The organism is Sphaerothrix gracilis Ecp01, assembly GCF_030405905.1.
Lineage (GTDB): Bacteria > Cyanobacteriota > Cyanobacteriia > Phormidesmidales > Phormidesmidaceae > Sphaerothrix > Sphaerothrix gracilis.
This window is the reverse complement of record NZ_JASATW010000007.1, coordinates 207,485-232,212: the sequence shown is the minus strand read 5'-3', so window position 1 is coordinate 232,212 and position 24,728 is coordinate 207,485. Positions and strand designations below refer to the sequence as shown.

At 52.9% G+C, this 24,728-nt stretch carries 22 protein-coding genes; 6 read left to right on the top strand and 16 right to left on the bottom strand.

The window, feature by feature from the left end; all coding sequences use genetic code 11:
* Nucleotides 1-118: 118 nt before the first annotated feature.
* The 6 genes from QJQ48_RS10195 to QJQ48_RS10170 form a co-directional block, all read right to left on the bottom strand.
* Complete coding sequence (locus QJQ48_RS10195; RefSeq protein WP_346291115.1) at nt 119-2,161, bottom strand: hybrid sensor histidine kinase/response regulator; 2,043 nt, start codon at nt 2,159-2,161, stop codon at nt 119-121.
* A complete protein-coding gene (locus QJQ48_RS10190; RefSeq protein WP_346291114.1) occupies nt 2,125-2,568 on the bottom strand; it encodes a response regulator in 444 nt (147 codons plus the stop codon). Before QJQ48_RS10190 ends, QJQ48_RS10195 begins: the two co-directional genes overlap by 37 nt.
* A complete protein-coding gene (locus QJQ48_RS10185; protein WP_346291113.1) occupies nt 2,522-4,828 on the bottom strand; it encodes an ATP-binding protein in 2,307 nt (768 codons plus the stop codon). The genes QJQ48_RS10190 and QJQ48_RS10185 overlap by 47 nt, the downstream gene beginning before the upstream one ends.
* 456 nt (nt 4,829-5,284) lie before the next feature.
* Nucleotides 5,285-5,725, bottom strand: a complete 441-nt coding sequence (locus QJQ48_RS10180; RefSeq protein ID WP_346291112.1) for a response regulator — start codon at nt 5,723-5,725, stop codon at nt 5,285-5,287.
* A 287-nt stretch (nt 5,726-6,012) separates the two neighbouring features.
* On the bottom strand, nt 6,013-6,546 hold the full coding sequence (dps, locus tag QJQ48_RS10175; RefSeq protein ID WP_346291111.1) for a DNA starvation/stationary phase protection protein Dps: 534 nt from the start codon (nt 6,544-6,546) through the stop codon (nt 6,013-6,015).
* 575 nt (nt 6,547-7,121) lie between these two features.
* Nucleotides 7,122-7,325, bottom strand: a complete 204-nt coding sequence (locus tag QJQ48_RS10170; protein ID WP_346291110.1) for a hypothetical protein — start codon at nt 7,323-7,325, stop codon at nt 7,122-7,124.
* Between the two features lie 270 nt (nt 7,326-7,595).
* On the opposite strand from QJQ48_RS10170, the gene QJQ48_RS10165 reads away from it, so the two are divergent.
* Complete coding sequence (locus tag QJQ48_RS10165; protein ID WP_346291138.1) at nt 7,596-9,734, top strand: cation:proton antiporter domain-containing protein; 2,139 nt, start codon at nt 7,596-7,598, stop codon at nt 9,732-9,734.
* A gap of 72 nt (nt 9,735-9,806) precedes the next feature.
* Here QJQ48_RS10165 and QJQ48_RS10160 read toward each other — a convergent pair whose 3' ends face one another.
* Nucleotides 9,807-10,715 (bottom strand): metal-dependent phosphohydrolase, encoded by a 909-nt coding sequence (locus QJQ48_RS10160; protein WP_346291109.1) that lies wholly within the window; start codon nt 10,713-10,715, stop codon nt 9,807-9,809.
* A 681-nt stretch (nt 10,716-11,396) separates the two neighbouring features.
* On the opposite strand from QJQ48_RS10160, the gene QJQ48_RS10155 reads away from it, so the two are divergent.
* Complete coding sequence (locus tag QJQ48_RS10155; RefSeq protein ID WP_346291108.1) at nt 11,397-11,924, top strand: helix-turn-helix domain-containing protein; 528 nt, start codon at nt 11,397-11,399, stop codon at nt 11,922-11,924.
* 21 nt (nt 11,925-11,945) lie between these two features.
* On the opposite strand, the gene QJQ48_RS10150 is transcribed toward QJQ48_RS10155, so the two are convergent.
* The 9 genes from QJQ48_RS10150 to QJQ48_RS10110 form a co-directional block, all read right to left on the bottom strand.
* Nucleotides 11,946-13,340, bottom strand: a complete 1,395-nt coding sequence (locus QJQ48_RS10150) for an MFS transporter (RefSeq protein WP_346291137.1) — start codon at nt 13,338-13,340, stop codon at nt 11,946-11,948.
* A gap of 394 nt (nt 13,341-13,734) precedes the next feature.
* Nucleotides 13,735-14,685, bottom strand: coding sequence for an NAD(P)H-dependent glycerol-3-phosphate dehydrogenase (locus QJQ48_RS10145; protein WP_346291107.1), 951 nt, complete (start codon nt 14,683-14,685; stop codon nt 13,735-13,737).
* A gap of 205 nt (nt 14,686-14,890) precedes the next feature.
* Nucleotides 14,891-16,588 carry a glycerol-3-phosphate dehydrogenase gene (glpD, locus tag QJQ48_RS10140; protein ID WP_346291106.1) on the bottom strand — a complete coding sequence of 566 codons (1,698 nt, stop codon included), beginning with the start codon at nt 16,586-16,588 and terminating at the stop codon, nt 14,891-14,893.
* 222 nt (nt 16,589-16,810) lie between these two features.
* Nucleotides 16,811-18,313 (bottom strand): glucosylglycerol-phosphate synthase, encoded by a 1,503-nt coding sequence (gene ggpS, locus QJQ48_RS10135; protein WP_346291105.1) that lies wholly within the window; start codon nt 18,311-18,313, stop codon nt 16,811-16,813.
* 400 nt (nt 18,314-18,713) lie between these two features.
* Complete coding sequence (locus tag QJQ48_RS10130; RefSeq protein WP_346291104.1) at nt 18,714-19,295, bottom strand: CPBP family intramembrane glutamic endopeptidase; 582 nt, start codon at nt 19,293-19,295, stop codon at nt 18,714-18,716.
* A gap of 71 nt (nt 19,296-19,366) precedes the next feature.
* The gene (locus QJQ48_RS10125; protein WP_346291103.1) at nt 19,367-20,470 is read right to left on the bottom strand and encodes a DUF3326 domain-containing protein; all 1,104 of its coding nucleotides are present in this window, start codon (nt 20,468-20,470) and stop codon (nt 19,367-19,369) included.
* Nucleotides 20,463-20,633, bottom strand: a complete 171-nt coding sequence (locus tag QJQ48_RS10120; protein WP_346291102.1) for a hypothetical protein — start codon at nt 20,631-20,633, stop codon at nt 20,463-20,465. The genes QJQ48_RS10125 and QJQ48_RS10120 overlap by 8 nt, the downstream gene beginning before the upstream one ends.
* 11 nt (nt 20,634-20,644) lie before the next feature.
* Nucleotides 20,645-20,965 (bottom strand): 2Fe-2S iron-sulfur cluster-binding protein, encoded by a 321-nt coding sequence (locus QJQ48_RS10115; RefSeq protein ID WP_346291101.1) that lies wholly within the window; start codon nt 20,963-20,965, stop codon nt 20,645-20,647.
* 125 nt (nt 20,966-21,090) lie between these two features.
* A complete protein-coding gene (locus tag QJQ48_RS10110) occupies nt 21,091-21,267 on the bottom strand; it encodes a hypothetical protein (protein ID WP_346291100.1) in 177 nt (58 codons plus the stop codon).
* A 224-nt stretch (nt 21,268-21,491) separates the two neighbouring features.
* On the opposite strand from QJQ48_RS10110, the gene QJQ48_RS10105 reads away from it, so the two are divergent.
* The 4 genes from QJQ48_RS10105 (at nt 21,492) to QJQ48_RS10090 (ending at nt 24,659) form a co-directional block, all read left to right on the top strand.
* On the top strand, nt 21,492-21,977 hold the full coding sequence (locus QJQ48_RS10105; RefSeq protein WP_346291099.1) for an LptA/OstA family protein: 486 nt from the start codon (nt 21,492-21,494) through the stop codon (nt 21,975-21,977).
* Between the two features lie 124 nt (nt 21,978-22,101).
* Nucleotides 22,102-22,881 carry an LPS export ABC transporter ATP-binding protein gene (lptB, locus tag QJQ48_RS10100; RefSeq protein ID WP_346291098.1) on the top strand — a complete coding sequence of 260 codons (780 nt, stop codon included), beginning with the start codon at nt 22,102-22,104 and terminating at the stop codon, nt 22,879-22,881.
* 120 nt (nt 22,882-23,001) lie between these two features.
* Entirely contained in the window at nt 23,002-24,108 is a 1,107-nt protein-coding gene (locus QJQ48_RS10095; protein WP_346291136.1) for an LptF/LptG family permease, read from the top strand.
* Nucleotides 24,109-24,185: 77 nt separating this feature from the next.
* Nucleotides 24,186-24,659, top strand: a complete 474-nt coding sequence (locus QJQ48_RS10090) for an ABA4-like family protein (protein WP_346291097.1) — start codon at nt 24,186-24,188, stop codon at nt 24,657-24,659.
* Nucleotides 24,660-24,728 lie beyond the last annotated feature (69 nt).

Below are 24,728 nucleotides of genomic sequence, written 5' to 3'. Positions count from 1 at the left end.
AATATCGCGTCTTCTTTCTAGGCTATGCCCCTCTGCCAGCGACAACCTGCCTCTAAAGAAAGAGAGTCGGCTACGGAGGGCGATGTTTAGCAGCGAGAGTGGGCAAAGGTCGTTCGTCTTAAACCAAGCTGATTTGCTCGTGCAGAGCCTGCAGCAGGTCCTCAGTGGTAAAGGGTTTGGGTAAAAAATGCTGAAAGCCCAGGGTTTTAGCTCTGGCGATCGCTTCTTTAGAGGTCAGTCCGCTCATGGCGATCGCCTGCACATTTGGCTGGAGCTGCCGCATCACCGTTATAGCCGCTAGGCCATCCATCACGGGCATCATCAGATCCATCAGCACCACGGTAATTTCGTCTTTGTAGTCGGCAAACAGGGCGATCGCTTCCATACCGTCCTTAGCCGTCAGCACCTGGTACTGATAGGTTTCCAGCGTAGCTTTGCTAATTTCACAAATGGCCGACTCGTCATCAACCACTAAAATAAGCTGCTGCTGCCCGGTGGGGAGCTGCACGGTGGGATCAGGCGTCAGGGCGATCGCTGACTGACTGGCAGGCAAAAAGATTTGAAATTGGCTGCCTTGGTTTACCTGACTCTGCACGTCAAGAAAGCCGCCGTGGCTTTTAACGATGCCTAGCACTGCTGACAGTCCCAGCCCCGTACCCTGACCAATCGCCTTGGTGGTAAAAAAGGGGTCAAAAATCCGCTGGCTGATCTCAGCCGACATGCCGGTGCCTGTATCGCTGACGCTAACAACGACGTAAGCGCCCGGCTTAGCCTCTAAAAAAAGTCTGGCTTCGGCCTGATCGATTAGCCGATTCTCTGCCTGAATGAGCAACTGGCCGCCATCGGGCATGGCATCACGGGCATTGACGCAGAGATTGATAAACACCTGATGGAGCTGGGTTGCATCTGCCGAAACGGCCCAAAGATGGCTAGGTAAATCCAGACAGACCTCTATTGACTTGGGCACCGTCTGCTGGATGATGCGCTTTACCTCCAGCAGTAAGTGCTTGAGCTGCAAATAGCCTCGTTTACCCTCCACCCCTCTGGCAAACGACAAAATCTGTTTGACTAGGTCGGCCCCACGCTGAGCGCTATTTTCTAGGGTTTTTAACAGATCTTGCGACTGCTGATCTAGGTTAGCAATCTTGAGCGGCAGCAGTTTTACGACCCCCAAAATCGGCGTCAAAATGTTGTTGAGGTCGTGGGCAATACCGCCTGCCAGCGTGCCCAAACTCTCCAAGCGCTGCGTCCGCAAAAACTGAGTCTCTAGCTGCTTTTTCTCGGTAATATCCATGTGGATGCCGATCAGTCGCTGGGGCAGATTGCAGCTATCGCAGAGCAGGCTGCTTTTGACCGTAATCCAGCGAATTTCGCCAGGCACAGAGCAAATGCGAAACTCAATGTCTAGGCTGTGCCCCTGACTCACGGCCTGCCAGATGGCCTGCTCTACCATCGGGCGATCGTCCGGGTGCAGGGCAGCCATCCAGTCATCGTAATGCTGGGCGCAAAGGCCATAGACTTCTTCTAGCTCAGCGCTCCAGGTAACGGCATTGGAGCGAATATGCCACTCAAATGTGCCAATTTTGGCAGCCTGCTGGGCTAAGACGAGGCGTTCTTGAATTTGTTGGCGCTGCTCCACCTCGCGCTGGAGCTGTTCATTAGCGGCTTTTAGCTCAGCGGTGCGCTCCTGTACCCGCAGTTCTAAAATTTCGTTAGCCGCCTGCAGCGCTTGAGCTGCCTGTTTGCGCTCGATAGCATAGCGCAGCGATCGCACCAGACTATCTTGATTCATCTGGCGCTTAAACAAATAGTCCTGCGCCCCCCGCCGCACTGCTTCTACAGCCAGTTCGTTGTCGTTAGTGTTGGTCAGCACCACGATGGGTAGGTTAGGAGCCTGCCGCACCAATGCCTCTAGGGAAGCTAGCCCAGCGCTGTCTGGCAGAGTCAGATCGAGCAGAATGCCGCCAAAAGAGGTGGCCTGTAGCTGCGCGATCGCCTCTGACAGCCGTTTAACGTGGATGAGCTGAAAGCGACTGAACAGGGAGCCTTTCAATAGTTCCTGCAGCAGCCGCGCTTCTGCCAAGTTATCCTCTACCAGCAGCAAATTAACGGCAGATTGCAGCTCTAAATGTCGGGCGGTAGTATGGCAGTCTCCAACCAAAATTCCTCAATCCCCCGAACAATTTTGAATAACTGTGCCAGGTTACGTGACTTTGAGATATAGCAGTTCACGTGTAGGTCGTAGCTCTTGAAGATGTCCTCCTCATTGCGCGAGGTCGTCAACACAATGATGGGAATGTGCTTCAGGGTCGGATCGGCCTTGATCTCAGCTAAAACTTCTCGCCCATCTTTGCGCGGCAGGTTGAGATCTAGCAGGATGAGGTCAGGGCGCACCGCGCCCTGATGGCTCCCATCTTGCCGCAGGTATTCCATTGCCTCAATTCCGTCGCGCGCTACCACAACCTGACACTGCAGAGCCGTACTTTTGAGCGCTTCCTGAATTAGGCGAATATCGCCCCGATTATCTTCGACTAAAAAGATAGTTGGTTTGCTGACGTCCATTGCCATGATGGCGATCGCGGCCTCCTACAGGAATAGTGAAAGAGAAGGTGGCGCCTTGTCCCAGAGCTGAATCAACCCAGATCTGACCGCGATGGCACTCAGCAATCTTCTTACAAATTGCCAAACCCATACCGGAACCGGGATATTCGTCGCGCGTATGCAAGCGCTGGAAAATCACAAAGATGCGATCGGCAAACTGTGGATCAAGGCCGATGCCGTTATCTTGAACGGTAAACAGCCAGTCTTCCTCCTGTCGCTGTGCCTTAATATGAATGCGCGGCGGCTGATCGGGTTGTCTAAACTTAATAGCGTTGCCCAACAGGTTTTGGAACATCTGCATCAGTTGGGTACTATCAGCCACAATTGTGGGCATCGCATCTGCCGTAATCTCAGCGCCAGTTTCTGCTATGCGTCCTCGCAGATTATTGAGCGCCTGCTGCAGCGGCTCCTCAACGTTAGTCAACTGCCACTCAACCCCTTTGAGATCGACTTTGGAGTAAACCAGTACGTCATCAATTAGGGTCTGCATTAGGCTTACCCCTTCTACCGCAAACCCAATGAACTCCTTAGCGTCTTGATCAAGGGCCGCGTCGTAGCGCATTTCTAGCAGTTGCACAAAGTTGGCGACTTGGTTCAGCGGCTCCTGTAGGTCATGAGAAGCGACATAGGCAAACTTTTTCAGCTCAGCATTCGAGCGCTCTAGATCTTGGGTCAGCAGCGCCAGCTCTTCGGCCTGCCGCAAAACAATGTTGACAATGGCCTTACGCAGCTCCAGCGTGGCCTTGATTTCAATCGGCTTCCAGGGCAGCGACTTCAGCCGCACCGTCTCTTTCCATAGCTCAAATGACTGGCGCGGACAGAGCCGTAATTTGCCCTCATCATCTTTCAGCTCATAGGCATTGTTAGGATCCCCGCCCCAGTTGACGGTCTGCAGCACCTCTGGCCGGAACCACAGCACATAGCTGCGCTTGGAAATGGGAATCGCTAGCAGACCGCTCGCCACATCCTTGAAGCGCTCAGCATCCGAGTAGACCAGCGGCAGGGAATCGGTATAAAACACCTCTTCATCGACGGTCTTCGCTAACCACTGGGCTAGATAATTTAGTTCCTCTTCGGGCGGGGTGCGGCCCAGAGTGGTCCACTGGCCGTTGAAGCAAACGGCGGCTCCTTTGGCATCGGCTAGATCCAGCAGGTTGGGCTGATAGTGTACCAGGGCGCGAATAAAGTTTTCATCTTCCGACATGCGCTCCACTAGCGTGGACTGCACCTGAGCCAGCTTCATCTGATAGGCATAGTCAGCTTCTTCTTCCCGGGTAGAAATTTCAGCAAAGATGACGCGGCCCAAAAATTCACAGGCTTTGCGCAGCTCGTAGGGTACCTGCTTGGGGGTGCGGTGGTGGCAGGCAATCAGACCCCAAAGCTGACCTTCCTTCATCAGAGAAATGGTCAGCGAAGCGCCCACCTTCATGTTGTGCAGGTATTCTAGGTGACAGGAATAGGCGCTGCGCAGAATGGAAAGGGTTAGATCCGTAGGCTGCTGGGTCAGCGGATTTTGCAGCGGATAAAGTTCTGTAGGTTCTGCAGCGGCGTCAGGAATGATCCGAATCCAGTTCGACAGGAACATCTGCCGAGCCGGCTGGGGAATATCGGATTCAGGATAGTGCAGACCCAGATAAGACTCCATTTCAGCATGGCGATCTTCAGCAATCACTTCGCCATGACCATCATGGTCAAACTTGTAAAGCATGACGCGCTCAAATCCGGTAACGTTGCGGATTTCGCGCACAATCACCTGGCAGAAGTCTTGCAGGCTAGAGGTGGCAGAAAGCTGATTGATCGAGGCTCTCGCGAGGTGATAAAAGCTGAGAAACGGGATATTTTCCTGGGTGAGCGCTGGCTCAAGTTCTAAAACCAGAGAACCATCCGCACTACGGTGAAAAATGGCGTCAAAAACGCGGTAGTCATCGCCGCCGCGTCGCACCCAAACTTTGGTGGGATTGATCAGCTCTAAGTTGTCATAGGCTAGTCCCGCTTTGAAGCTATCTACCTGAAAGGGATCCAAAATATCTTCTAAGGTCTGGCCGATGATGTCGTCGAGATCCCGGCCAAAGGCTGCCGCAGCATTGCGGCTAATCTGCAGGATATTGAGATTAGGCTCTTGCAAAACCAGCAAAATGCCATGAGGCTGTATCTGCCCTAGAGTATGAATTTCGGGCCGCTTCAGCCGAGTCAGATTAATAGCTTGGTTTTCCAGAAGTTTGCTCATGATTGGCCTCCAGCGACCAGAAAGAAGAGTTCACAAAATAAATAGCTAAATACGATCAAACGCAACATAAGGCTTCAGCTTAAAGGGGAACAGCAATAACGAGATCAAAACCTGCCTTCGTTCACTATAGAGCAGAGATTTTGTCTCCGAATTGAGCCTGAGTAGCGATCGCTTAGCTCTCAGCAACCAGCTTGAAAGAACGCAATTATCAATTGCAAAAGTCTTTTTTAGTTAATACTTCTCAATAGAGATGGCGGCATCAACTGAGATGTCTCAATGAAGTTTTTATAAGCGTCCTGGAGAAGAGAGCCAAGTCGCTTGCAGGCTTTATTAAAAGATTCTAAAAAATCAGCCAGACTAATTGTTGAAAATTTACTGACTTCGTCGCCGTTTAAATATTCTTTTTTGCTTACAAAAATCAGTCTGCCTAAATAAAAGTTAACTCTAGGAGTAGTCTTACTCTAGTGGCAGCGTTACAACTCCCAACCAAAATTCTTCGATCCGTTTAACAATCTGAAACAGTTGCTCGAAGTCGGCTGATTTGAGCACGTAGCAGTTTCCCTGCAGGGTGTAGGTTTTTAGCACGTCTTCTGGGCGATCGCAGAGGGTCAAGACCACGGTTGGAATCCGCTTGAGCTGTGGCGCTGCTTTGATTTCTGCGAGAAGTTCCCGCCCGTCTTTGGCAGGCAAATCTAGATCCAATAGAATCAGATCGGGGCGAGCTGCTGTTCTGTACTCCCCCTGTCGATAAAGAAAATTTAGAGCCTGTTCACCATCGGCGATCGCGACAATTTTGTGCGGTACGGTACTTTCTTGAAAAACGGCCTCAATCAGCCGTTGGTGTTCAAGGCTATTTTCGATGACTAAAATCAGCCGGGGCTTAACAGGGCTTTCCATCTCTCGCTGCGAAAATTGAGTGCGATTCTATCCTAATGAGGCGGCTTCAGTTTCAACAAAAAATGCTGAGTAACTAAAGATCCGGCAGCCCTGACGCAGACTGCGGGGATCGCTCCACCCCTGACCATCCCCCAAAACCTAAGTTGTAGCTGATAGCAAATTCAGCTCAAAGACCTCCTTTCCCAAGTCAGAAAAAGGAGGTCAAAAAAAGAGCTAACGGGCCGGGGAGAGCCTATCTGTCTGCCTATGGCAAAGCCTGACTAAACTCACCCATCACGACTCAGTCGCTAACTCACATCGGATTTCTTCACCAAATGAGCCTCTAAGAACCACAGGCGCATATCGGCAGTACGAGAAATCTCGGTGTAGAGATCGGCTGTATCCGCGTCGCCTGCCTCGTCAGTTGTATCAATAGCCTGACGCAGGTGCTTAGCATAGGCCGCATAGCGCTCGGCCAGAGCCGTCACATGCTCGTCGCCCATGATGGCATCAACCGGATATTCCGGCAGAATTGAGCCGCTAGCCGCCATGCGGGCAGTGCCCATAGCCGTGCCGCCCAGGGCCGTCACGCGCTCGGCCACCATGTCTACATACTCTTCTAGCTCAGTTGCCATTTCATCAAATAGCTCGTGTAGCTGATAGAAGTCCATGCCCTTGACGTTCCAATGGGCCTGCTTGGTTTGGGTTTTGAGATCTAGGGTTGCCGCTAAAGTCTGATTGAGTAGATCGACGACCTGAACGCGGGTATCGGCAGGTAGATCAATGCGGGTGGGATAGAAGCGACGAGACGTCTTAGATTCGCGGGTTGGGGTTGCAACCATGAAGCGTTCTCCTGTAGATAGCTGTGTCAATAACAATCAGATAGTCGCAAAGCGGTGCCAGTCAGTCTGTTCAGTAGAGACAGCAGCTTTGCTCTCAACTTTCTAAATCATACTCGTTATGAGTTCACTTTGTCAACGAGCGTCGAGGCTCATCTCAGGCTCTCAGAACTTGTGCGCTTGACGAGGTTTTAATTTACTGCAGGCTCCTCCGGCTGTCGCCGTCCTTATCAAGGGGGCAGGGGAGGGCTGGCCTATGTCTCTGACTGTCTTGAGTTTTAAACGGCGTAACTTCTAACTTTTCTTATGAAGCCCCAAGACAATTACCCTCGGCAGCCGGGTTACGGCTTGTTTCTCTAAATTTGGAGCTTCTACCTTTTTTCGGCATCTGTCCTCAGCCGGACTTGCCGGTAAAAATCCCAGCATCAAATGACTCTCTGCGGCTCTCAATCTAGTAAATTCTGTCAGTCCAGGGATAGGCCACTGCGGCAAAAGGAACTCTGCCTTTTACTTATTTCAGATCGCCATGAAGACAAGGTTGCAGGTGAAAATAAATTGTTAGAGCCGTCTGAAACGCTTCACTCTAGCTCTTGTTCTGCCTTTTGCCGGAGAGCTTCCTGCGCTGCGCCGATGAGTAAACCGCCCATAGCCCCCGCGATCGCATATTGCCCGTGCATCTGAGACGGGTAGCGATCGCGGTTGATCTCAGCTAGACCTAGCCCCAACATCGCGCCCACGAGACAGGTGATCAGGCTAGAGAATACAATGCATCGAGCGTTCATAGCTTACTCCCGGTTATGTGGTCCACGCTAGCTCCTGGTTCTATCCCAATTCTTCCAAAAAGTTGTGAGCCACCCGCACTGATGCAAGAAACTTTAACCCTGATTCATATAGGTTAAAGAAACAGATCTATCATCCGGGAGAGTGAAGAGTACTCCAGCTTTTTCCTAAGATGCAGAGTCAGGCTGATATGCGAATATCCGCATAATTCCTGACATCCGTGGTTAGTGGGTTTACGTACTTCCTATTAGCAGAGGTTTACTGTGGCGCTTATGCTCTCTTGGGGCTGGGTTTGGGACTCATTTTGGCATGTTCCCACCTTGGGAATTTTGAATCAGCCTATTCAAGATCCGGTGACTGTTTTTCTAGTCATTGTTGGGATCATGCTGGTGGCACCGCTGATCTTTGAGCGGTTGCGACTGCCGGGCATCGTCGGCCTCATCTTAGCGGGTGTGGTAGTCGGCCCCCACGGCCTCAACCTGCTAGAGCGCGACGAGACTATTGTGCTGCTTGGAACGGTTGGGCTGCTGTTTCTAATGTTTTTAGGCGGTTTGGAAACCAGCCTGGACGATTTGAAGCGCAACGCCAAGTCTGCAATCGGCTTTGGGCTGGCAACATTCTTAGTGCCGATGGCGATCGGGACTGGGGCACTGATGCTGATGGGATATGGTGCCTTGGCCGCGGTGTTAGTGGCTTCCTGTTTGGCCTCTCACACGCTGGTGGCTCTGCCAATTCTAAGCAAGCTGGGCATCATGCGCGTGCCTGCGATTACCGCAACCTTAGGCGGCACCTTGATTACCAACGTTCTGGCGCTGCTGGTCTTGGCCGTGGTTGTTAAAGCCCAAGAAGGGGATTTGACCCTGAGCTTTTGGCTGTTTTTAATTCCGTCGCTCATCATTTTTACGTTTGCCACGCTATGGGGCGTACCGCGTTTAGGCCGATGGTTTTTCCGTAAATTTGGCCATGATGAGGGGGCTGAATTTGTCTTTGTGCTAGCGGCGCTGTTTGTCGTGTCTTATATCGCCGGACTGATTGAAGTAGAGCCGATTGTGGGGGCGTTTTTAGTAGGCGTTGCTATTACCCAGCAAATTCCGACGCTTAGCCCGCTGATGAACCGAATTCAGTTTATTGGCAATACGCTGTTCGTGCCATTTTTCCTAATCTCGGTAGGAATGCTGGTAGACCCGTTGATTCTTTTTCGAGAGCCGAAGTCGCTGCTAGTCGCCTCTGTCATTATTGTGGCGGAGTTGCTGAGTAAATTTTTATCGGCTTGGGGGTCAGGTAAGGTGTTTGGCTGGACGTTTCCCAGCAGCATGACGGTGTTTGGCCTATCGGTAGCTCAAGCTGCTTCTACCCTGGCGGCTATTACGGTGGCTTTCAACCTAAAAATTGTTGATGAAGCGACGGTCAACGGCATCATTGCCATGATTTTAGTAAGCTGCATTGCCTCTCCCTGGATTACGGAACGCTGGGGAACCCAAGTGCAGCCGGTCGCTCCCCAAAAGACGACCGAGAGCGAGGCGGCGGTGGAATGGGGCAAGCGGATTTTAGTGCCTGTGGCTAACCCCAGCACTGAGGATAATTTGCTCAACCTGGCGATTTTGCTCTCGAAGCGGATGAAGGGAACATTACTGCCGCTGCATGTTCTCTCCGATCGCCACGGTGCAATCTCAACAGCAGAGCAGCTCAGACAGCAGCAGCTTCTGGCTACAGCAGAGAACGTAGCTCACAGCGCTGTGGTGGAGGTCGAAACCATTGGCCGCGTTGATGACAGCATTGATCGTGGCGTTATTCGCACAGCGGCTGAGCGCCAGGCCAGCCTGATTGTCTGCGGTTGGAAGGGCTATTCCACCTACCGAGACAGCCTGTTTGGTGATGTGATTGACAACGTGGTCAATCAGGCCACAACGCCCGTTTTAATCGCTCGGTTTCCTAAGCCCATTGAAAACGTGCAGCGGGTGCTGCTGGCAATGCCGGCGATTCGCATTCTTTCAGCTGCCAATGAGTTGGCAATTGTAGTGGCGCAGCAGCTCGCAGAAGAACTCAAAGCGCCGCTGGCAATATTAATGGTGTGGAGCGGGCCAAAGACGCGACAGCCCAAGGTCAACTGGCGCGATCGCTTTCCTGAAACCGCCAGTGTCAAAGAAGTGCGTGGTAACTTTATCCGCCGAGTTTCTGAAGGCTTCAGCGAGAATGATCTGCTGGTACTGCCTGCCCGGCGCCGTCAGCGCCAGGGCAAGTGGATCATGCACCGGGAACCAGAGGCGATCGCCCATAAGCACTGGGAGTCATCAATGCTAGTGGTGTATACGCCTGTGGGGGTAGGCGGAACCTATGGCTATGTATCTGCTACAGATGAAACGCCAACAGCCTCTGTCCCTGCTGAACCCCCAGAACCGCTGGCGTTATAGAGAGGTAGCGCTATTAGAAAATGTGACAGAAACCGGGCTGCGTCTATACCAAGCCCGGTTTTTAAAGACCTATTACATCCACAGCGCTCCGTGAGACCAGGTCATCAGTTCGGCTGGCTCAACCGCTAAGTTGGCGCGGCTTTCCTGCCGTCGTTGTTCCTGCCGCAGCACGAACAGATTGGCATGAAGACTGGCAATAACTTTTTGCCCTGCTTTTGTCGCCGACAAGTAAAACATACTGTCCTGCACGTAGGGATAAACAATATCCCAAAAGAAATGAGGATAGCTGGCTCGCAGCTCACCGACATGCTGGTAGCCAAGCTGCTGGTTCATGCCTGTTTCCGCTAGCTCCTGAAATAGGGCCGGTAGCTTTTGCAGGTAGTGGCGATCGCTAATCTGTCCCAGCAGATCAGCGGCGCGGCACAGCCCGCCATAGCTGAGAGTATCAGCATAGCGATCGCCCGCCGGAATCGGAAAGCGGGTCAGCTCAATGATGGCATTGACGGCTTCAAGGTCAATTAGCTCAGTGCCTAAACGGGCGCTGACAAAGATTTGGCTGCGATCGACATGGTAAGGCGCTAGGCTAGCATCGGTGCAACCGGGCTGCAGGAAAACAGTTTTGCCCGCTGCATTTTTGACACAGCGGCGGGCAGGCAGGCGATCGCCGGGGCAAATGCCCTGCACATAGCCAACATCCTGGCAGAGGAGAGCAATTGTAAAGTTGAGCCAGTCTTGGGGGCTGACATCGCCGTCACGCACCTGTTTACCCTGGAGAATGGCTTGCCCAGTCCAGGTCGTCAGCAGCGTGTGTTCAACCGTATGATAAGGAGCGCTGCTTTCAGACAAGATGCTTAAAACCTGCCGGGCAGTGCGACCTATTAGGGCGATCGCTGCCTGATTCTGACGGCCGTAGCTGCGCTGGTAGTTAATTTCTAAATGCGAAACCAAGACATCAATTGCAAGCTGCGTTGGATCAAACATAGGCCATTCCTTGTACAAAAAAGACAGATTTCTCTGCTTCAGTCAACCGAAATACACAAACAACCAGCATCACTTAAAGGTACGGAAGTTCCCAGCAAATTAAAACCATAAAAACTCACACTTTTAAAGATAGTTTTTGCTTTTTAGCTGGCTTAAAGACACGAAAAAGCAGACCTGTTAATAACAGATCAGTTTGAGGAAATAAGCGATTTACTCTCTACAAAAAACAGCTCAAAAAACGAACTATTTAATTAGTGAGTTCATTCATCGGTGAATTAATCAGTCCTTAGCGACAATATTTAAAGCGGAGCAACCAGCTTTGATACTGGCTGAGCGACGATTTCAGGTATCCGCAGCCGATTAAAGTTTACATCGGTCAATTGACTCAGCTATATTCTAAAACTTCAGTGTTTTGGCGGATGTGACGGCAAAAATGATTTCCTATGGGCTAGATCATGCCCTGCTGTGATCTAGATCAGGTTATTTTTTGACCCGTTGATTAGTATAAACACGGAAGACATAGGACTTTATTAGTCACTGGAATAAGACTTATAGGGTCAAAATTGTTACCTTCAATCTAGATTTTTCTCTATATCGAAGGCAAAGCATCTCTTTTCAGGGGCATCAATTACCACAGACAAAAAATTAGGATGGTCAGCATTTTGCTGACAGTAAGCGCCAATGCAGCATCTTCCTCAATCTCAGGCAATAGCCGCTGAAACCGCCTTTCAAATAGTCGATCAGCAAGTTTTTGAACATACCAATAAGCGTCTCAACGACTTGGAAAGGCAGGTCTTTATTGGTTCCTGGCAGGACAAAACCTACAGCGAAATCTACCCGGCCAATCCGCCCTATGTCGAAAAATCAGTGGGGTACAAACTGTGGCGCAAACTATCTGAGGTTTTGGGGGAACGGGTCAGAAAAAAGCAGCTTAAGAGCGCGGTGATGCGATCGCTCAGCGATTCGCTAACCCCCCAGCGAGTGCTGCTTTGCTATCACACCCAGCTCCATCAGCATCCCCTGCCCCGGCAGCTTTCCCAGGCGCTGATGCAGCAGGGCCATGAGGTGACGCTAGCAGATGAAAGTAACGAAGCCGATATTCAATCACTGCGGCAGCGGCTAGAAAGGACGCTGACCGCAACAGAAGGTTCAGCAGCCTGGGACTATCTGGTTTTTATTGTTCTAGTAGAGTCAGCGGCGGCTCAGTAGGGCGATCGCTTTGGCGCAAAATCAGCGGGTTTCAGTCACTGACTCTGTTTCCGGCACCGCCTGAGCCGAGGAGTCCGTCATCTGAGTTTCCAACGTCAGGGGGACGGCGGCGGCCTCTGAGGTAGAGAGCTGGGCTGCTGCTGTGGCGGGCTGAGCCTTAGCCGCTTCCTGGACTCGCTGGGTAAGCAGCGCGGCAATCAGCATGAATACGCCGCCCAGGACCACGGCAGTCAGGCGGTTGTCGTGCAGAAACTGAATCATCACCCAGCCCAAAACGAGGGAAGCTACAATTTCTGGCAGCACAATGAAAAAGTTGAAAATACCCATGTAGATACCGCTTTTCTTCGGCGGCAGCGCCCCCACCAGCATGGCATAGGGCATGGCTAGCATACTGGCCCAGGCAATCCCCACTCCCACCATCGACAGCAGCACCAGGTACTGGTTGTGAATAAAGTTGAGCGAAATCAGACCGGCAGCACCACAAACTAGACATAGGGCATGGGTGGTTTTGCGGCTGGTGGCAGCGGCAATCTTAGGCAAGACCAGAGAAAAGGCAAAGCAAACAGCGTTGTACATGGCAATGCACAGGCCCGCCCACTCAATCCCCTCAGCATAGAGGGGAGAGGCTTCATCCACTGCGCCCAAAATATTGCGGGCGATCGCCGGGGGAAAGTACAAAAACATACAGTACATCCCCAACCAGCTAAAGCACTGCACCCAGGCGAGCTGCCGCATGGTGGGGGGCATTTGCTTTAGGGCTGTGCCAATTTCGCGAAAGGTGGAGCCAATCCCTAGCCGGCGTTCCTGCTGGGCTTTGAAAGCGGTCATATCCTTGGGGGGATATTCCTCAGTGGTAAACACTGTCCACAGCACGGTGCTCAAGAACACCGCCGCGCCAATGTAGAAAGATAGCTTAATTGCTGGCGGAACGGCGTGCTTTTGCGCGATCGCCCCTACCCCCAGTCCGTGAGTCAGCAGCCAGGGCATCGCCGAGGCCAATACTGAACCGATGCCGATAAACAGGCTCTGCATGGCAAAGCCCTTGGTGCGCTGTTCCGGCGGCAGCAGATCTCCCACAAAGGCCCGAAACGGCTCCATGCTGATGTTGGCCGAGGTATCTAAAATCCACAGCAACCCCGCCGCCATCCATAAGTTGGAGGCGTTGGGCATCGCAATTAGCGCCAAAGAGCTAAAAATCGCGCCGACCAAAAAGTAAGGGCGGCGGCGGCCCAGCGGCCCCCAGGTATTGTCGCTGAGATTACCAATGATGGGCTGCACAAACAGTCCGGTGAGCGGCGCGGCTAGCCACAGAATCGGAATTTGATGAGCATCTGCGCCTAAATGTTCAAAGATGGCGCTGGTGTTGGCCATCTGCAGGCCCCAGCCAAACTGGATGCCAAAAAAGCCAAAGCTCATATTCCAGAGCTGCCAGAAGCTCAAAAATGCCTTTTTCACAGTTCTCCTCTCTAAATTAATACGTCACTGGAGTGAGGGGGGCGACGTAAGGAGGTGGATGAAAAAGACAGGGGCAAAGCATAACTTCTGCAAAAACGTCAGAGCGGCAACTGTAGCTATCCTAGCGTGTGTTCTACCGGCGCTCCGGTAAGTTTGGACCACAGGACACCGGCTATTGCCTGCCAATTAAACTAAAATCACGGCAGCACCACAGTCTGATAAAGCGGCTTAGTAGGACCTACAAAATTGAGCCGGACTTCACCGTTGACGGACTGATAGCAACCTTCTTACTGGGCTTTCCAGGCTAGATAAGTCTTGGCAGTCATGGGTGAGGAGTGGCAATCATGGCAGCAGTCTAGAACAGATCGCAGACTTCCGGTTTCAGATCTCGCTCCATCAGGGCCTCAACCGCTTCCTGAGGCGTAATCTTGCCGTTGAGTAGGCGATGGACCTGCCGAGAAATGGGGACCGGAATTTCCTCGCGGTTGGCGATTTCAATCAGCACATTGGCCGTGTTTACTCCTTCAGCAGTGCTGCCCAGCTCTTCTAAAATTTGCTCTAGCGGCTTGCCTTCTGCTAAACCATAGCCGACTCGGTAGTTACGGCTGAGGACGCTGGTGCAGGTAGCCAGCATATCTCCTAGCCCAGACAGACCGAAGAAAGTTTCAGTCTGGCCGCCCAGATGGGTACCAATACGAATCACCTCTGGCACAGCGCGAGTAATCAAAGCTGCCTTAGCGTTTGTTCCTAAGCCCAAGCCATCGCAGACGCCCACGGCGATCGCAATTACGTTTTTCAGCGTTCCGCCTAGCTCGGCCCCTAGCGGATCTGGGCTGGTGTAAACCCGAAAAGCATCGGAGGCAAAAAGCGACTGTACTTTTTCAGCCGCCGTCTCGTCGGTGCTGGCAGCTACGGTAGCCGCAGGAAAGCCTTTTTCAATTTCCTTAGACAAGTTGGGGCCAGAGAGCACCACAATTGCATGGCTAGGAAAAGTCTCGGTAAAAATTTGCGAGGGCGTGCGGGTTGTCGCTGGATCCAATCCTTTGGTGGCAGTGGCAATGATGGCAGACTTGGGAATCTGCACTTCGGTGTTAAGCCGATTGGCCAGCTCAGCCACTCCCTTCATTGAAATCGCGGAAAGAATGACCTCTGCCCCTTGTACGGCCTCTGCCAGAGACAGCTCGCTACGGCGCGACCAAACGCTAACATTGTGCTGATTGCGAGCGGCAAGAGCAGCTAGCGCTGAACCCCAGGCTCCTGCACCCAATACGGTTAAATTCACGGTTTGTGTTTTTAAACTCTGCATCGTTTATGACGATAACAGACTGAGCCGATTTTATTGGCGTCAAACAAGGTTCATGGGCACGAGCGCTGACTCGGTGCCCATTTAGCCGAGGGTGAAAGCGACCAGTGGCCGTAGGGTTAGTGGCGCAGAGCAGTAACGCCTTGGCTCCCAGGTAAAGGGGGAACTAGACTAAAGCCGCCCCCTTACCCCTCAATTACGCAGGGGCTTAAGAAGCCGGCTGCAGCTCTCGTGTTAGCTCAGCCGAGCCAATCAGATAATCAGGAATGCAGTTTTCTTCCATGAACTGGCGGTAAGCCTGGGTTTGGCGATCGCATTCCGCTTCGCTCCAGCCGCAGTGCTTAGCCAGAGCTGACAGAATAGAGGGCAAGGCATCAAAGCCATAGTTGGCCTGCATAGATAGGGTCGTGCGGCGACGGCAGATATCGGCTAGAGAATAGGCCATCTCAGAGCGAATAGCATAGACAGCCTGCGCCCCGATATCCGGCAGGTAGTTTACAATCTTTTCGCCTAGAGACGCATCGTCATCTACCAGCGCCAGCACTTCCGGCGCCTTAGCCCCGTAGACGATAAACAGGTGGTGGATCGAATCAGCCGCAACGCGATCGCCATAAGTCTCCAGCATTTCGTCCACCTTCGGATCGTCAGGCATGATTGCCCCCGGTAGCGGCTGCCTATCGGTGAGGCACTCAGGCGCAGGCTGTTGCCACTTGCGGTAGACCATATCCACCATTTCCTCACCCACTTGCCGGTGGGTGGTGAGCTTGCCGCCGATTAGGGAGATCAGATTGCTTACGCCCTCTTTGGCGTGGTCGAAGAGGATATGCTTACGGGTAATGCTGCCCGGCTTTTTGCCTTCCGCATTGGGCAAAGGCCGAACGCCAGAGTAAGTGAACTTGATGTCTTTACGGCTGAGGTGAGCGGTGGGCACGACGCGGTTGGTTTCGCTGATGAGATAGTCAATCTCGTCGTCATTGGCTTTGACCTTGTCCAAATCGCCCGTATAGCGCAGATCGGTGGTGCCAATCAGGTACATACCTAGCCAGGGCACGATGAAGTAGGGACGACCATCAGAAGCCGCTTCTACATACAGGGCTGTATCTGGGGCACCGGGGAAGCTGTCAACGATGATATGGCTGCCTTTGGTGCCGCCCATCTTTTTGTCTTTGCCGATGGGGGCTGGGCGATCGCCGCGCTGACCCAGGCCCAAAACCTGATCGACCCAAGGGCCGGAAGTATTGATCACAACGGCTTTATCAGAGCCTTTGATCGTGAAGCGATCGCCCGTCAGCCGGTCTTCACAAACTAAGCCCGTAATCCGATCGTCCTGCCGCTGGATTTCAGCCACAGCAACGTAATTTAGCGTCGTAGCTCCAGCCGTCTGGGCCGACATGATATTTTCTAGGCACAGGCGCTCAGCATATTCTGCCTGACCGTCATAATACTGGGCTGCCCCTTTGAGGTCTTCTGGGTTGACGGAGCGGAAAAGCTGCCGCATCTTCTTGGCGGAGAGCATCCGATGGTTCAGCAGGGTTTTGTCAAAGCTGAGAACGTCATAGAGAAACATGCCCGCCCAAATTTCCCAATAGCTGCGAGAACCACTGCCGTAGATCGGAATGGTCATCTGAATCGGGTTGACGAGGTGAGGCGCTGCCTTAAGCAGCACTTCCCGCTCTTTCAAGGATTCTCGTACCAGATGGAATTCAAAGTACTCTAAATAGCGTAGACCCCCATGCACTAAGCGCGTAGACCAGCTAGTAGTCCCGGCACCGAAGTCCTCTTTGTCTACAACGATGGTCTTTACGCCCCTGAGAGCGGCATCACGCGCAACGGCAGCTCCATTAATACCGCCGCCAATGATGATAAGATCGTAAGCTGTATTTTGAATAGTTTGAAAATCGCGCATAGGGTCTAGGTTGAATACGACTGGGAAGGATGGTTAGCGGTGCTCAGTTTTACTGTAACCTTCCAAACTGTTTGCTGGCGTCACTCTCTGGCTGGATCTCCGCTCATACAGCTAGTTACACGCTTTTATAGAGTAAGTTCTGTAAATTAAGCAGCGTTTTTTAATCTTTGATGCCGGTGGGGCAAGCAGTGCCCACCCCACCGGATATATACCTGAGGATGGCTAAACCAGAACGGGTTCGCGATCGCTCTTGTCAGTCGCTTTCGCTTCTCGGAACATGTGGTTAGCCCACTGCTGCACGTCATAGCGTCTGACCGCATCATTGAGCTGGGTCATCCGCTTAGCCTGCTCTTCAGGAGACATTGCCAGCGCCTGATCAATACATTCATCCATGCTCTTGTCAGAGTAAGGATTGGTCAGAATCGCCTCAGGTAGCTCCACTGCTGAGCCGGTAAATTCTGACAGAACTAAAACGCCGTCCTGGCCCTGATGGGCCGAGATATATTCCTTCGCCACCAGGTTAAGACCATCGCGTAGAGGGCAGATCCAGGCCACATCAGCCGCCTTATAAAAAGCCATCAGGTCGTCAAAGGGGACAGGCTCGGTGAATAGCTTAATCGGCATCCAGTTGAGCTTAGAGAAGCGACCGTTGATCTTACCGACAAGCTGCTCAATCTGAGACTGGGCGGTACGGTAAACCCGCATTCCAGAGGCCGCTTTCACCGCTGTCATAATCAGGTTGACTTTGCCGATCAGTTCTGGCCTGCGATCTAGCAGCCGCTCGTAGCAAAGCAGCATTTCCTTCGTGCCCTTCACGTAGTCCACCCGTCCGGCAGAGACAATTAGCTTGTTGTCGCCAATGTCGTCTCGAATCTGCTGGGCCCGGGTCTGCACCTCCGGCTTGTTCATCATGCTGACGATATAGTCAGGATTGGTGCCCACCGGAAAGGCATCAAGGTTGATAATGCGATCGTTGTACTTAAGCTGAGTGGTCATTTCCGGCTCGGCCAAGGCAGTGCCCACCGAGGTGAAGCAGTCGGGTACCGGCGTGCGAGTCACCACTTCAACCTCGCGGCAGCTACGAGCGGCGGAAACAAAGTTCTCCACGTAGCGAGGGATATGGAAACCGCAAAGATCGCAGCAGAGCAGGCTGTCTACAATCGCGGTGCGCCAATGTAGGATATTGAACACATCGGCGGCCGGGAAAGGCGTGTGGTGGAAGAAGGCAATTTTGGCATTCGGCATTTTTTGCCGGATGTAGTAAGGGGTCAGCCACAGGTTATAGTCGTGGATCCAGATAAGGGCATCATCTGCGGCGTCTTCACAGGCGGCCTCGGCAAACAGCTTATTGATGTTCTGGAAGTTTTCCCAGTCAGAACTTTCATAGGTGAAATGTTCTGGAAAAGAGTGCAGAATTGGCCAGAAAGCTTCTTTTGAGGTGATGTAGTAAAAGTCCTTAACCTGCTCAGGCGTGAGGGGAATCCGACGTACTACGCAGCTATCGCTGCCCCCTTCCATCGTGACTCGCTCTTCAAAATTGACCTGTTTCTTACTGGCTACCTGCTTCCAGGCAATCCAGGTGCTGCTCTCAGCGTTAGCAAAAAAGCTTTTCAGCGTCGGTACGATGCCGTTGGGACTTTTCTTTTCCCGGTAGTAAATTTTGCCATTTTCTTTAACTTCGTCATAGGGTTCTCGGTGATACAAAATCACTAGAGAAGATTTCATGTAATGACCTCCTGATTTTTATACCTTTAAGAGCTGAGCGATCGCCTGCAATTAGGCCCGCACCAACACTTGCAATCGCTTTTTTACTCGTCAGAATCAGCGTTTAAACAATTAATCGGCAGGACTTGAGCGCTCTGGGCTGCTGTCTGATGGGGCCGCTTGGCCGTTAAATCTAAGCGCAGCTACTTCAATTATGTTTACAAAAGCTTACCTTAAAACATCCAGCGAAAGATGGGTACGCGATCGCTCGGCGCTTAATCAAGCTCATGGGCAAGCTGGCACTGTTGGGCCGATTGTCGCCTTCAGTATAGCCAAGCCTGCTCTATTTTCCTAAAAGGGCCAATCGCCTGCCAGACTGGTATGCTGCTGGCTATCAGGCTGTTTCAGCCAGCGATCCTGCCTAATTTTGCCGGTATTTCCAAATCAGGCTAGAAACTAAATTGGCCGTCATGTGAGCGGCCACAGGTACCAGCAAATTGCCAGTGACTAGGGCGCTATAGCCTAGGGCTAGACCCACTAGCGTTGCCCACAGCACATAGGGCCACTGCTGCAGGCTGCTGAGGTGCAACACCCCGAAGCAAAGACTAGAAACCACTACGCCGCCCGCATTCAGTCCCAGGGCTGGCAGCATGACGCCGCGAAACAGCAGCTCTTCGCTTAGCCCCGGCAGCAAGCCTAGCCACAGTAAATCTGGCCAAGTCAGCGGCTTGAGGACAAAGTCTAAGTAAAAGTCAGCGCTGCGGCGATAGGCGGGCCAAATTTGATAGACCAAAGCGCTGGCGAGGGTAATGCTCAGACCTAAGCCCACGCCCCACAGCAGCGATTGGGGCAACCAGCGAAAGGGCAGAATTGCCACCGTGTCAAAAAATAGCCAAAATCGAGCCACCAATAAGAGAACTAAAGCCGTTACGCCCATCGCGGCTAGGATTTGTACCCGGCTTAGCGGTTCAAATTGCGGGTCTTGAGGACGCTGATTACTCACGTTAGCTCTCTAAATATCATCAAGCTGACCCAAAATGCAGCGGTAGCTAGCAGAGTCAGATTACGGTGTGCTCACATTTTAACCAGTCGCTGTTCTCCCAAATTTTTGAGCGCCTGTATGGGCGCGATCGCGGGCTGTAGGGCAGCGGGATCAATGCCGGCCCGATCGGCTAGGAGCAATCCCGCCGCCTCCAAGTAGCTATTGACCTGTATAGCCTCTAGGCCCAGCGCAGCGGGCGGCACCTGCATGGCTGTTTGATTTTGCCCTACGGCGATCAGCTTGATGCCCCGCTGGCCAAGGCTGATAACGCCGCTACCCCCAGCCGCCTCAGCCGGAATAATGACAGCATCAACCTGATCGGCCCAGATATCAGTAGGCTGCGGCCTGGCGGCGCTGACAAACTGAGGGGCCTGGCTCAGTCCGGCTAAAACGCAGGGTAGAAAGGTGTAGCCAATTTCTTCAGCCGAGGACTTGGGAGAGATAGTAGGATCTAACGGCAAAGGGGCCAGTGCTGGTGCATGGGCGCAGGGTACCCGCAAAGTTTTTACCACCAGATGGCTAATCACAGCTTCAGCTCCGGCGAGGGGATCAACGCCTTGCCCCTGGCGATACTGCTGCAGTTCGGGGCTGTCTAAGTCATCGGGGAAGCGGGCCACGACGGCGATCGCCTCGGCCTTGGCCTGCTGTACTAGCTTTTCGGCCGCCCGCAGCAGGCTGTCAGGATTGCCCAAAGTGCCCCAAGTCGCGCCAGAAGAGGCAGTCCGCAGCTCCACCTGTAGGGGCGCATCCGTGATGGCGTAGTCCGTCAGGGTTAGCCCTAGGGTTGCTTTAGCCGCATTGGCCGCTTGCAGATGCCGCCAGCGCAGCTCTGATTCAATGGCACAGTCTAGGAGCAAGCCAATGCGGTTTTGACGTACAGGGCGCAGGCCCCACGTTCCAGCCGCAAAGCAGTCGAGGCCATAGCCTTCGACGTAGTAAGCGTTGGGCAAGGGCCAGTAGAGCTGTGCCCCATTGAGCACGTTGGGGTGGGTAATTAGGCGATCGCTAGCTTGCGCTATCAGCCTGGCTATAGGCAGCGCGTCTCCGGCATAGCCGCCAATGCTGGCTCCAATGCCCGTTGGCACAATGAGCACCGTTGTATAGGCTCTAGCAGCGGTCACAGGCGCATCAATCATCGGTTAGGACTACTGCCTCAAGGCTGGCCCACTGCGACTGCACCTGAGTAATAGCCCAGCGCAGCGGCTCGCCGTGTACTGAGAGCGCAGCAGCGATCGCCTGTGGTAAATCAACCCCCAAGTCAGTTAGCTCAATCTCAAGCATAATCAGCCGGGTTTGCATGGCAATGTGGCTTACTGCGGCTGACCAAACTGACGCTCGTAAACCATGTCTTCCTGCTCTGTCTCCAGCTTTAGGTCGGCGCGGGGATAGGCAACGCAGAGCAGCGCATAGCCTTCTGCCTGCAGTTCGGGGCTGAGGCCCATGCCTTCACTTTGATCGACGCTACCGTCTGAAAGCTTGGCGGCACAGGTGGTGCAAACGCCAGCACTACAGGAATAGGGTAAATCCAGCCCTGCTGCCTGAGCGGCGGCTAAAACGGTCTGATCTTCAGGCACCGTAATCGTGTGGGTCTGTCCCTGATGAAGAATCTCGGCGGTATAGGCTTTAGGCATCGTGCGTTAGACGAACGGAAAAACGGCTGAATATTCATCCTAACTTGGAAGCCGTCCAGCACTGAACACTCATATCTCTTTTACTTTACGTTCTTCCTGGCCAAAGCTGCGAGCCTGACGCCGCCCTAAGCTTCAGCTCCAAAGGTGCGCTCAAACTCTTCCAGCAAATCGTCCATTTCTTCAAGAGCCTGATTCACATCAATGCGCAGCGTGCCTAAATCAGGCTGCTCTAGCAGGCGCACCAGAGATTCCCGCTTGGAGCGAATGGAGTCAACGCGATCGCGGATAGTTTGCAAGTCCATAAAAATAAGTCGTTTTGTATCGTTTCTGCCTTAGCTTTAGGATAAGCAAGTTTGGCTCTTTCTGCTCTGGTTGCGGCTGAATCTCTCGGTAGGACTATGGGCGATCGCCCGGTGAGGCAACTTAGCCACCTCAGCAAGCGTCATCCTAACAGGGGCTATCTGTGACTAGGCCGCTTATCCTAGTAAGATAGAGCACCCAATATTTTTACAAGCCGTTACCAGCTATGTTTCGCCTGCGCCCTCTGCCCGCTGCTCGATACAAAATTTTGCCAAAAGCTGCCTACTTCATCGGCAGCGTTCTGACCTTTTACCTGCTCTCTAGTCAGGCTGGCGCTCAAACCGGCGGCGGCACTATCACCCTGCGCTCGGACGTCCAGGAGGCTAACTCCAATACGGGCATCATTACGGCTCGCGGCAACGTGCAGATTGACTATCCCCTGCAGCAGATTTATGCCACCTCAGCCCAGGCCCAGTACTATAGCCGAGAAAACCGCATGGTGCTCAGCGGCGACGTACTCGTACGCCAAGAGGGCAATACGCTGCGGGCCGAGACGGTGACTTATCTAATTGATGAGGGCCGCTTTGTGGCCCTGCCTGAGCCAAACCAACAGGTAGAAACCACCTATATTCTACCGGCTGAGACGTCTTCCCCCACGCCCAGTCCCGCCGCGCCACCCGCAGAGCTGACCCTGCCGCCGCTGGATGAATAAGCCTAATCTTCACCGATGGGCTGTGACGATGAAGCCTGTCTAATGATCAAGTAGAGTATGCTGAGAGCTTGAGCCTCCCTGCGTAAACGTTATAAAGTAATTTGAATTCGTCAGGCAGTTTCCCTTGCTCAATTCTGATCTCACAGCGGTTCGCAACCGGCAGCAGACTAGCCCCCTCAAAATTGTCGTAGAGAATGTGCAGAAGTCCTATGGCAAGCGCGATGTCGTCAAGCACGTCAGCTTGTCGGTGGCCCAGGGAGAAATTGTGGGACTCCTCGGCCCTAACGGCGCTGGTAAAACCACCACTTTTTACATGGCTACGGGGCTAGAAAAGCCCGATCAGGGCCGAGTGCTGCTCAATGAAATTGATATTACTGCCCTGCCAATGCACGAACGGGCCCGTTTGGGCATTGGCTATCTGGCTCAGGAACCCAGTATCTTTAGGAACCTCAGTGTCGAAGACAATCTGCGCTTAGTCATGGAGCAGACCCATGTGCCTGCCTATGAGCGGCCCCAGCGGATTAAAGACCTGCTGCAGGAGTTTCGCCTAGAGTCAGTGGCGCAGACGCTGGGCATTCAGGTGTCTGGCGGCGAGCGGCGGCGCACAGAACTGGCGCGATCGCTGGCGGCAGGTCAGGACGGGCCGCGTTTTTTGTTCCTCGATGAGCCGTTTGCCGGGGTAGATCCGATCGCCGTTTCCGAAATTCAGACGATTATTGCCCAGCTCCGCGATCGCCACATGGGTATCTTGATCACCGATCACAACGTACGCGAGACGCTGCAGATTATCGACCGGGCCTACATTATGAGCGAGGGTCAAATTTTAGCGGCGGGCAATGCTGAAGATCTCTACAATAATCCTTTGGTGCGACAGCATTATCTGGGTGAAGGCTTCCGGCTTTAACCCCAATCCCCGACGGTCTTTGGCTCTGTTCTTTCATCTCCTACAGTCATGGCAACAGCTTCAAATAGGCCCTCTCTTGGCTTCTATCTGTGGCGCTGGCTTGTTCCTCGCGTTTCAGTCATGGATCGCTACATCATGCAGGAACTGGTGTTGCCATTCCTATTTGGAGTGGGAGCTTTTTCCTCCATTGGTATTTCCATTGGTGCTCTGTTTGACCTGATTCGGCGGGTAACAGAGTCAGGGCTTTCCCTGTACCTGGCGATGGAAATTTTTGTGCTGAAGCTGCCGGAATTTATTGTCTTTTCCTTTCCGGCTTCGGTGCTGTTGGCCACCATGATGACCTACAGCCGCCTGTCTAGCGACAGCGAACTGATTGCGCTGCGAGGATGCGGCGTCAGCGTCCGGCGCATCATTGCCCCAGCAGTAGCGCTCAGCCTAATCGTGACGGGCCTCACCTTTGCCTTCAACGAGCTAATTACCCCTGCCGCCAACTACCGGGCTGCTATCACCCTAGAACGCGCAATTAAATCGGAACGGCCCCCGTTTCAAGAGCGCAATATTTTCTACCAGGAATTTCAGAAGGCGGCGGATGATGACGAGGAAAAAGAGCTGCGACGCCTGTTCTACGCCCGTCGGTTTGATGGCGAAAATATGCAGGGGTTGACTATTGTTGATTTTTCGCAGCAGGGATTAGAGCAAATTGTCAGTGCGGAGTCAGCCACCTGGGATTTTGAGCAAAATACCTGGGAATTTAAAGACGGCACCATCTACGTCATTTCTCCTGACGGCTCTTTTCGCAATATTGTCAAGTTTAATAATCAGCAGCTTCAGCTCCCGCGTACTCCCTTCGACCTAGCCTCGCGCAAACCAGATGACAGCGAGATGAACATCGTGCAGGCAAACGAGTATCTGAAGCTAATACGTCAGACCGGCAACGATCAGCGCATTCGCCGCTTAGAGATTCGGATTCAGCAAAAATATGCGCTGCCTTTTGTCTGCGTTGTGTTTGGTCTGGTGGGATCGGCCCTGGGAGTGCGACCGCAGCGCACCAGCAAAGCAACCAGCTTCGGCGTCAGCGTTGTAATTATTTTCGGCTACTATCTGCTGTCTTTTATCACGAACGCTCTAGGAGAAGTGCAGGTACTTTCCCCCTTTATGGCGGCTTGGCTGCCGACTTTGGTGGGCTTGGTGTTAGGTCTGTTTTTAGTTTTTAGAGCTTCAAAGTAACAAACAGGCAGGCAGCCGTCCCCGGGCCGATGAGATTAGAATCACAGCAGAGTGAGAAACTATAAGCGCGATCGCCCATGTCTTTAGAGCTGATTTTTAGCGGTGCCAATCTGTTTGTGCTGCCCTTTTGGGGGCTGATGCTGCTGGTGCCACGTTGGAACATTACCCGGCGGATTATGTCCTCTTATCTACCTTTTGTGGCGCTGGCGCTGGTGTATCTCTATCTGTTTGTCGTCAGCCTTGATCCGCAAACCATTGAAACCTTCTCTGATCCGCAGCTCAAGCTGGCAGACCTGGCTCAGCTTTTTGCTCAGGAAAAGGTAACAGCGACAGGCTGGGTGCATTTTTTAGTGATGGACTTGTTTGTAGGCCGCTGGGTCTATCAGCGATCGCTGGAGCTAAACATTTGGTTTCGCCACTCGCTGCTACTGTGCTTCTTTGCCGGGCCGCTGGGGCTGCTCTGCCACTTCATCACCGAAACCCTGAGCCAGAAATTCTGGCCCCAACCAGAGGAGGCCGCCGCCGCTGAATCTGTGTCTGCTGGCAGCTAAGGGAATTGAACAAAGTCAGCGGCAGTGGTAAAACTAGCAGGATCCCTTTTTTGAAATTAGGCGGGGATT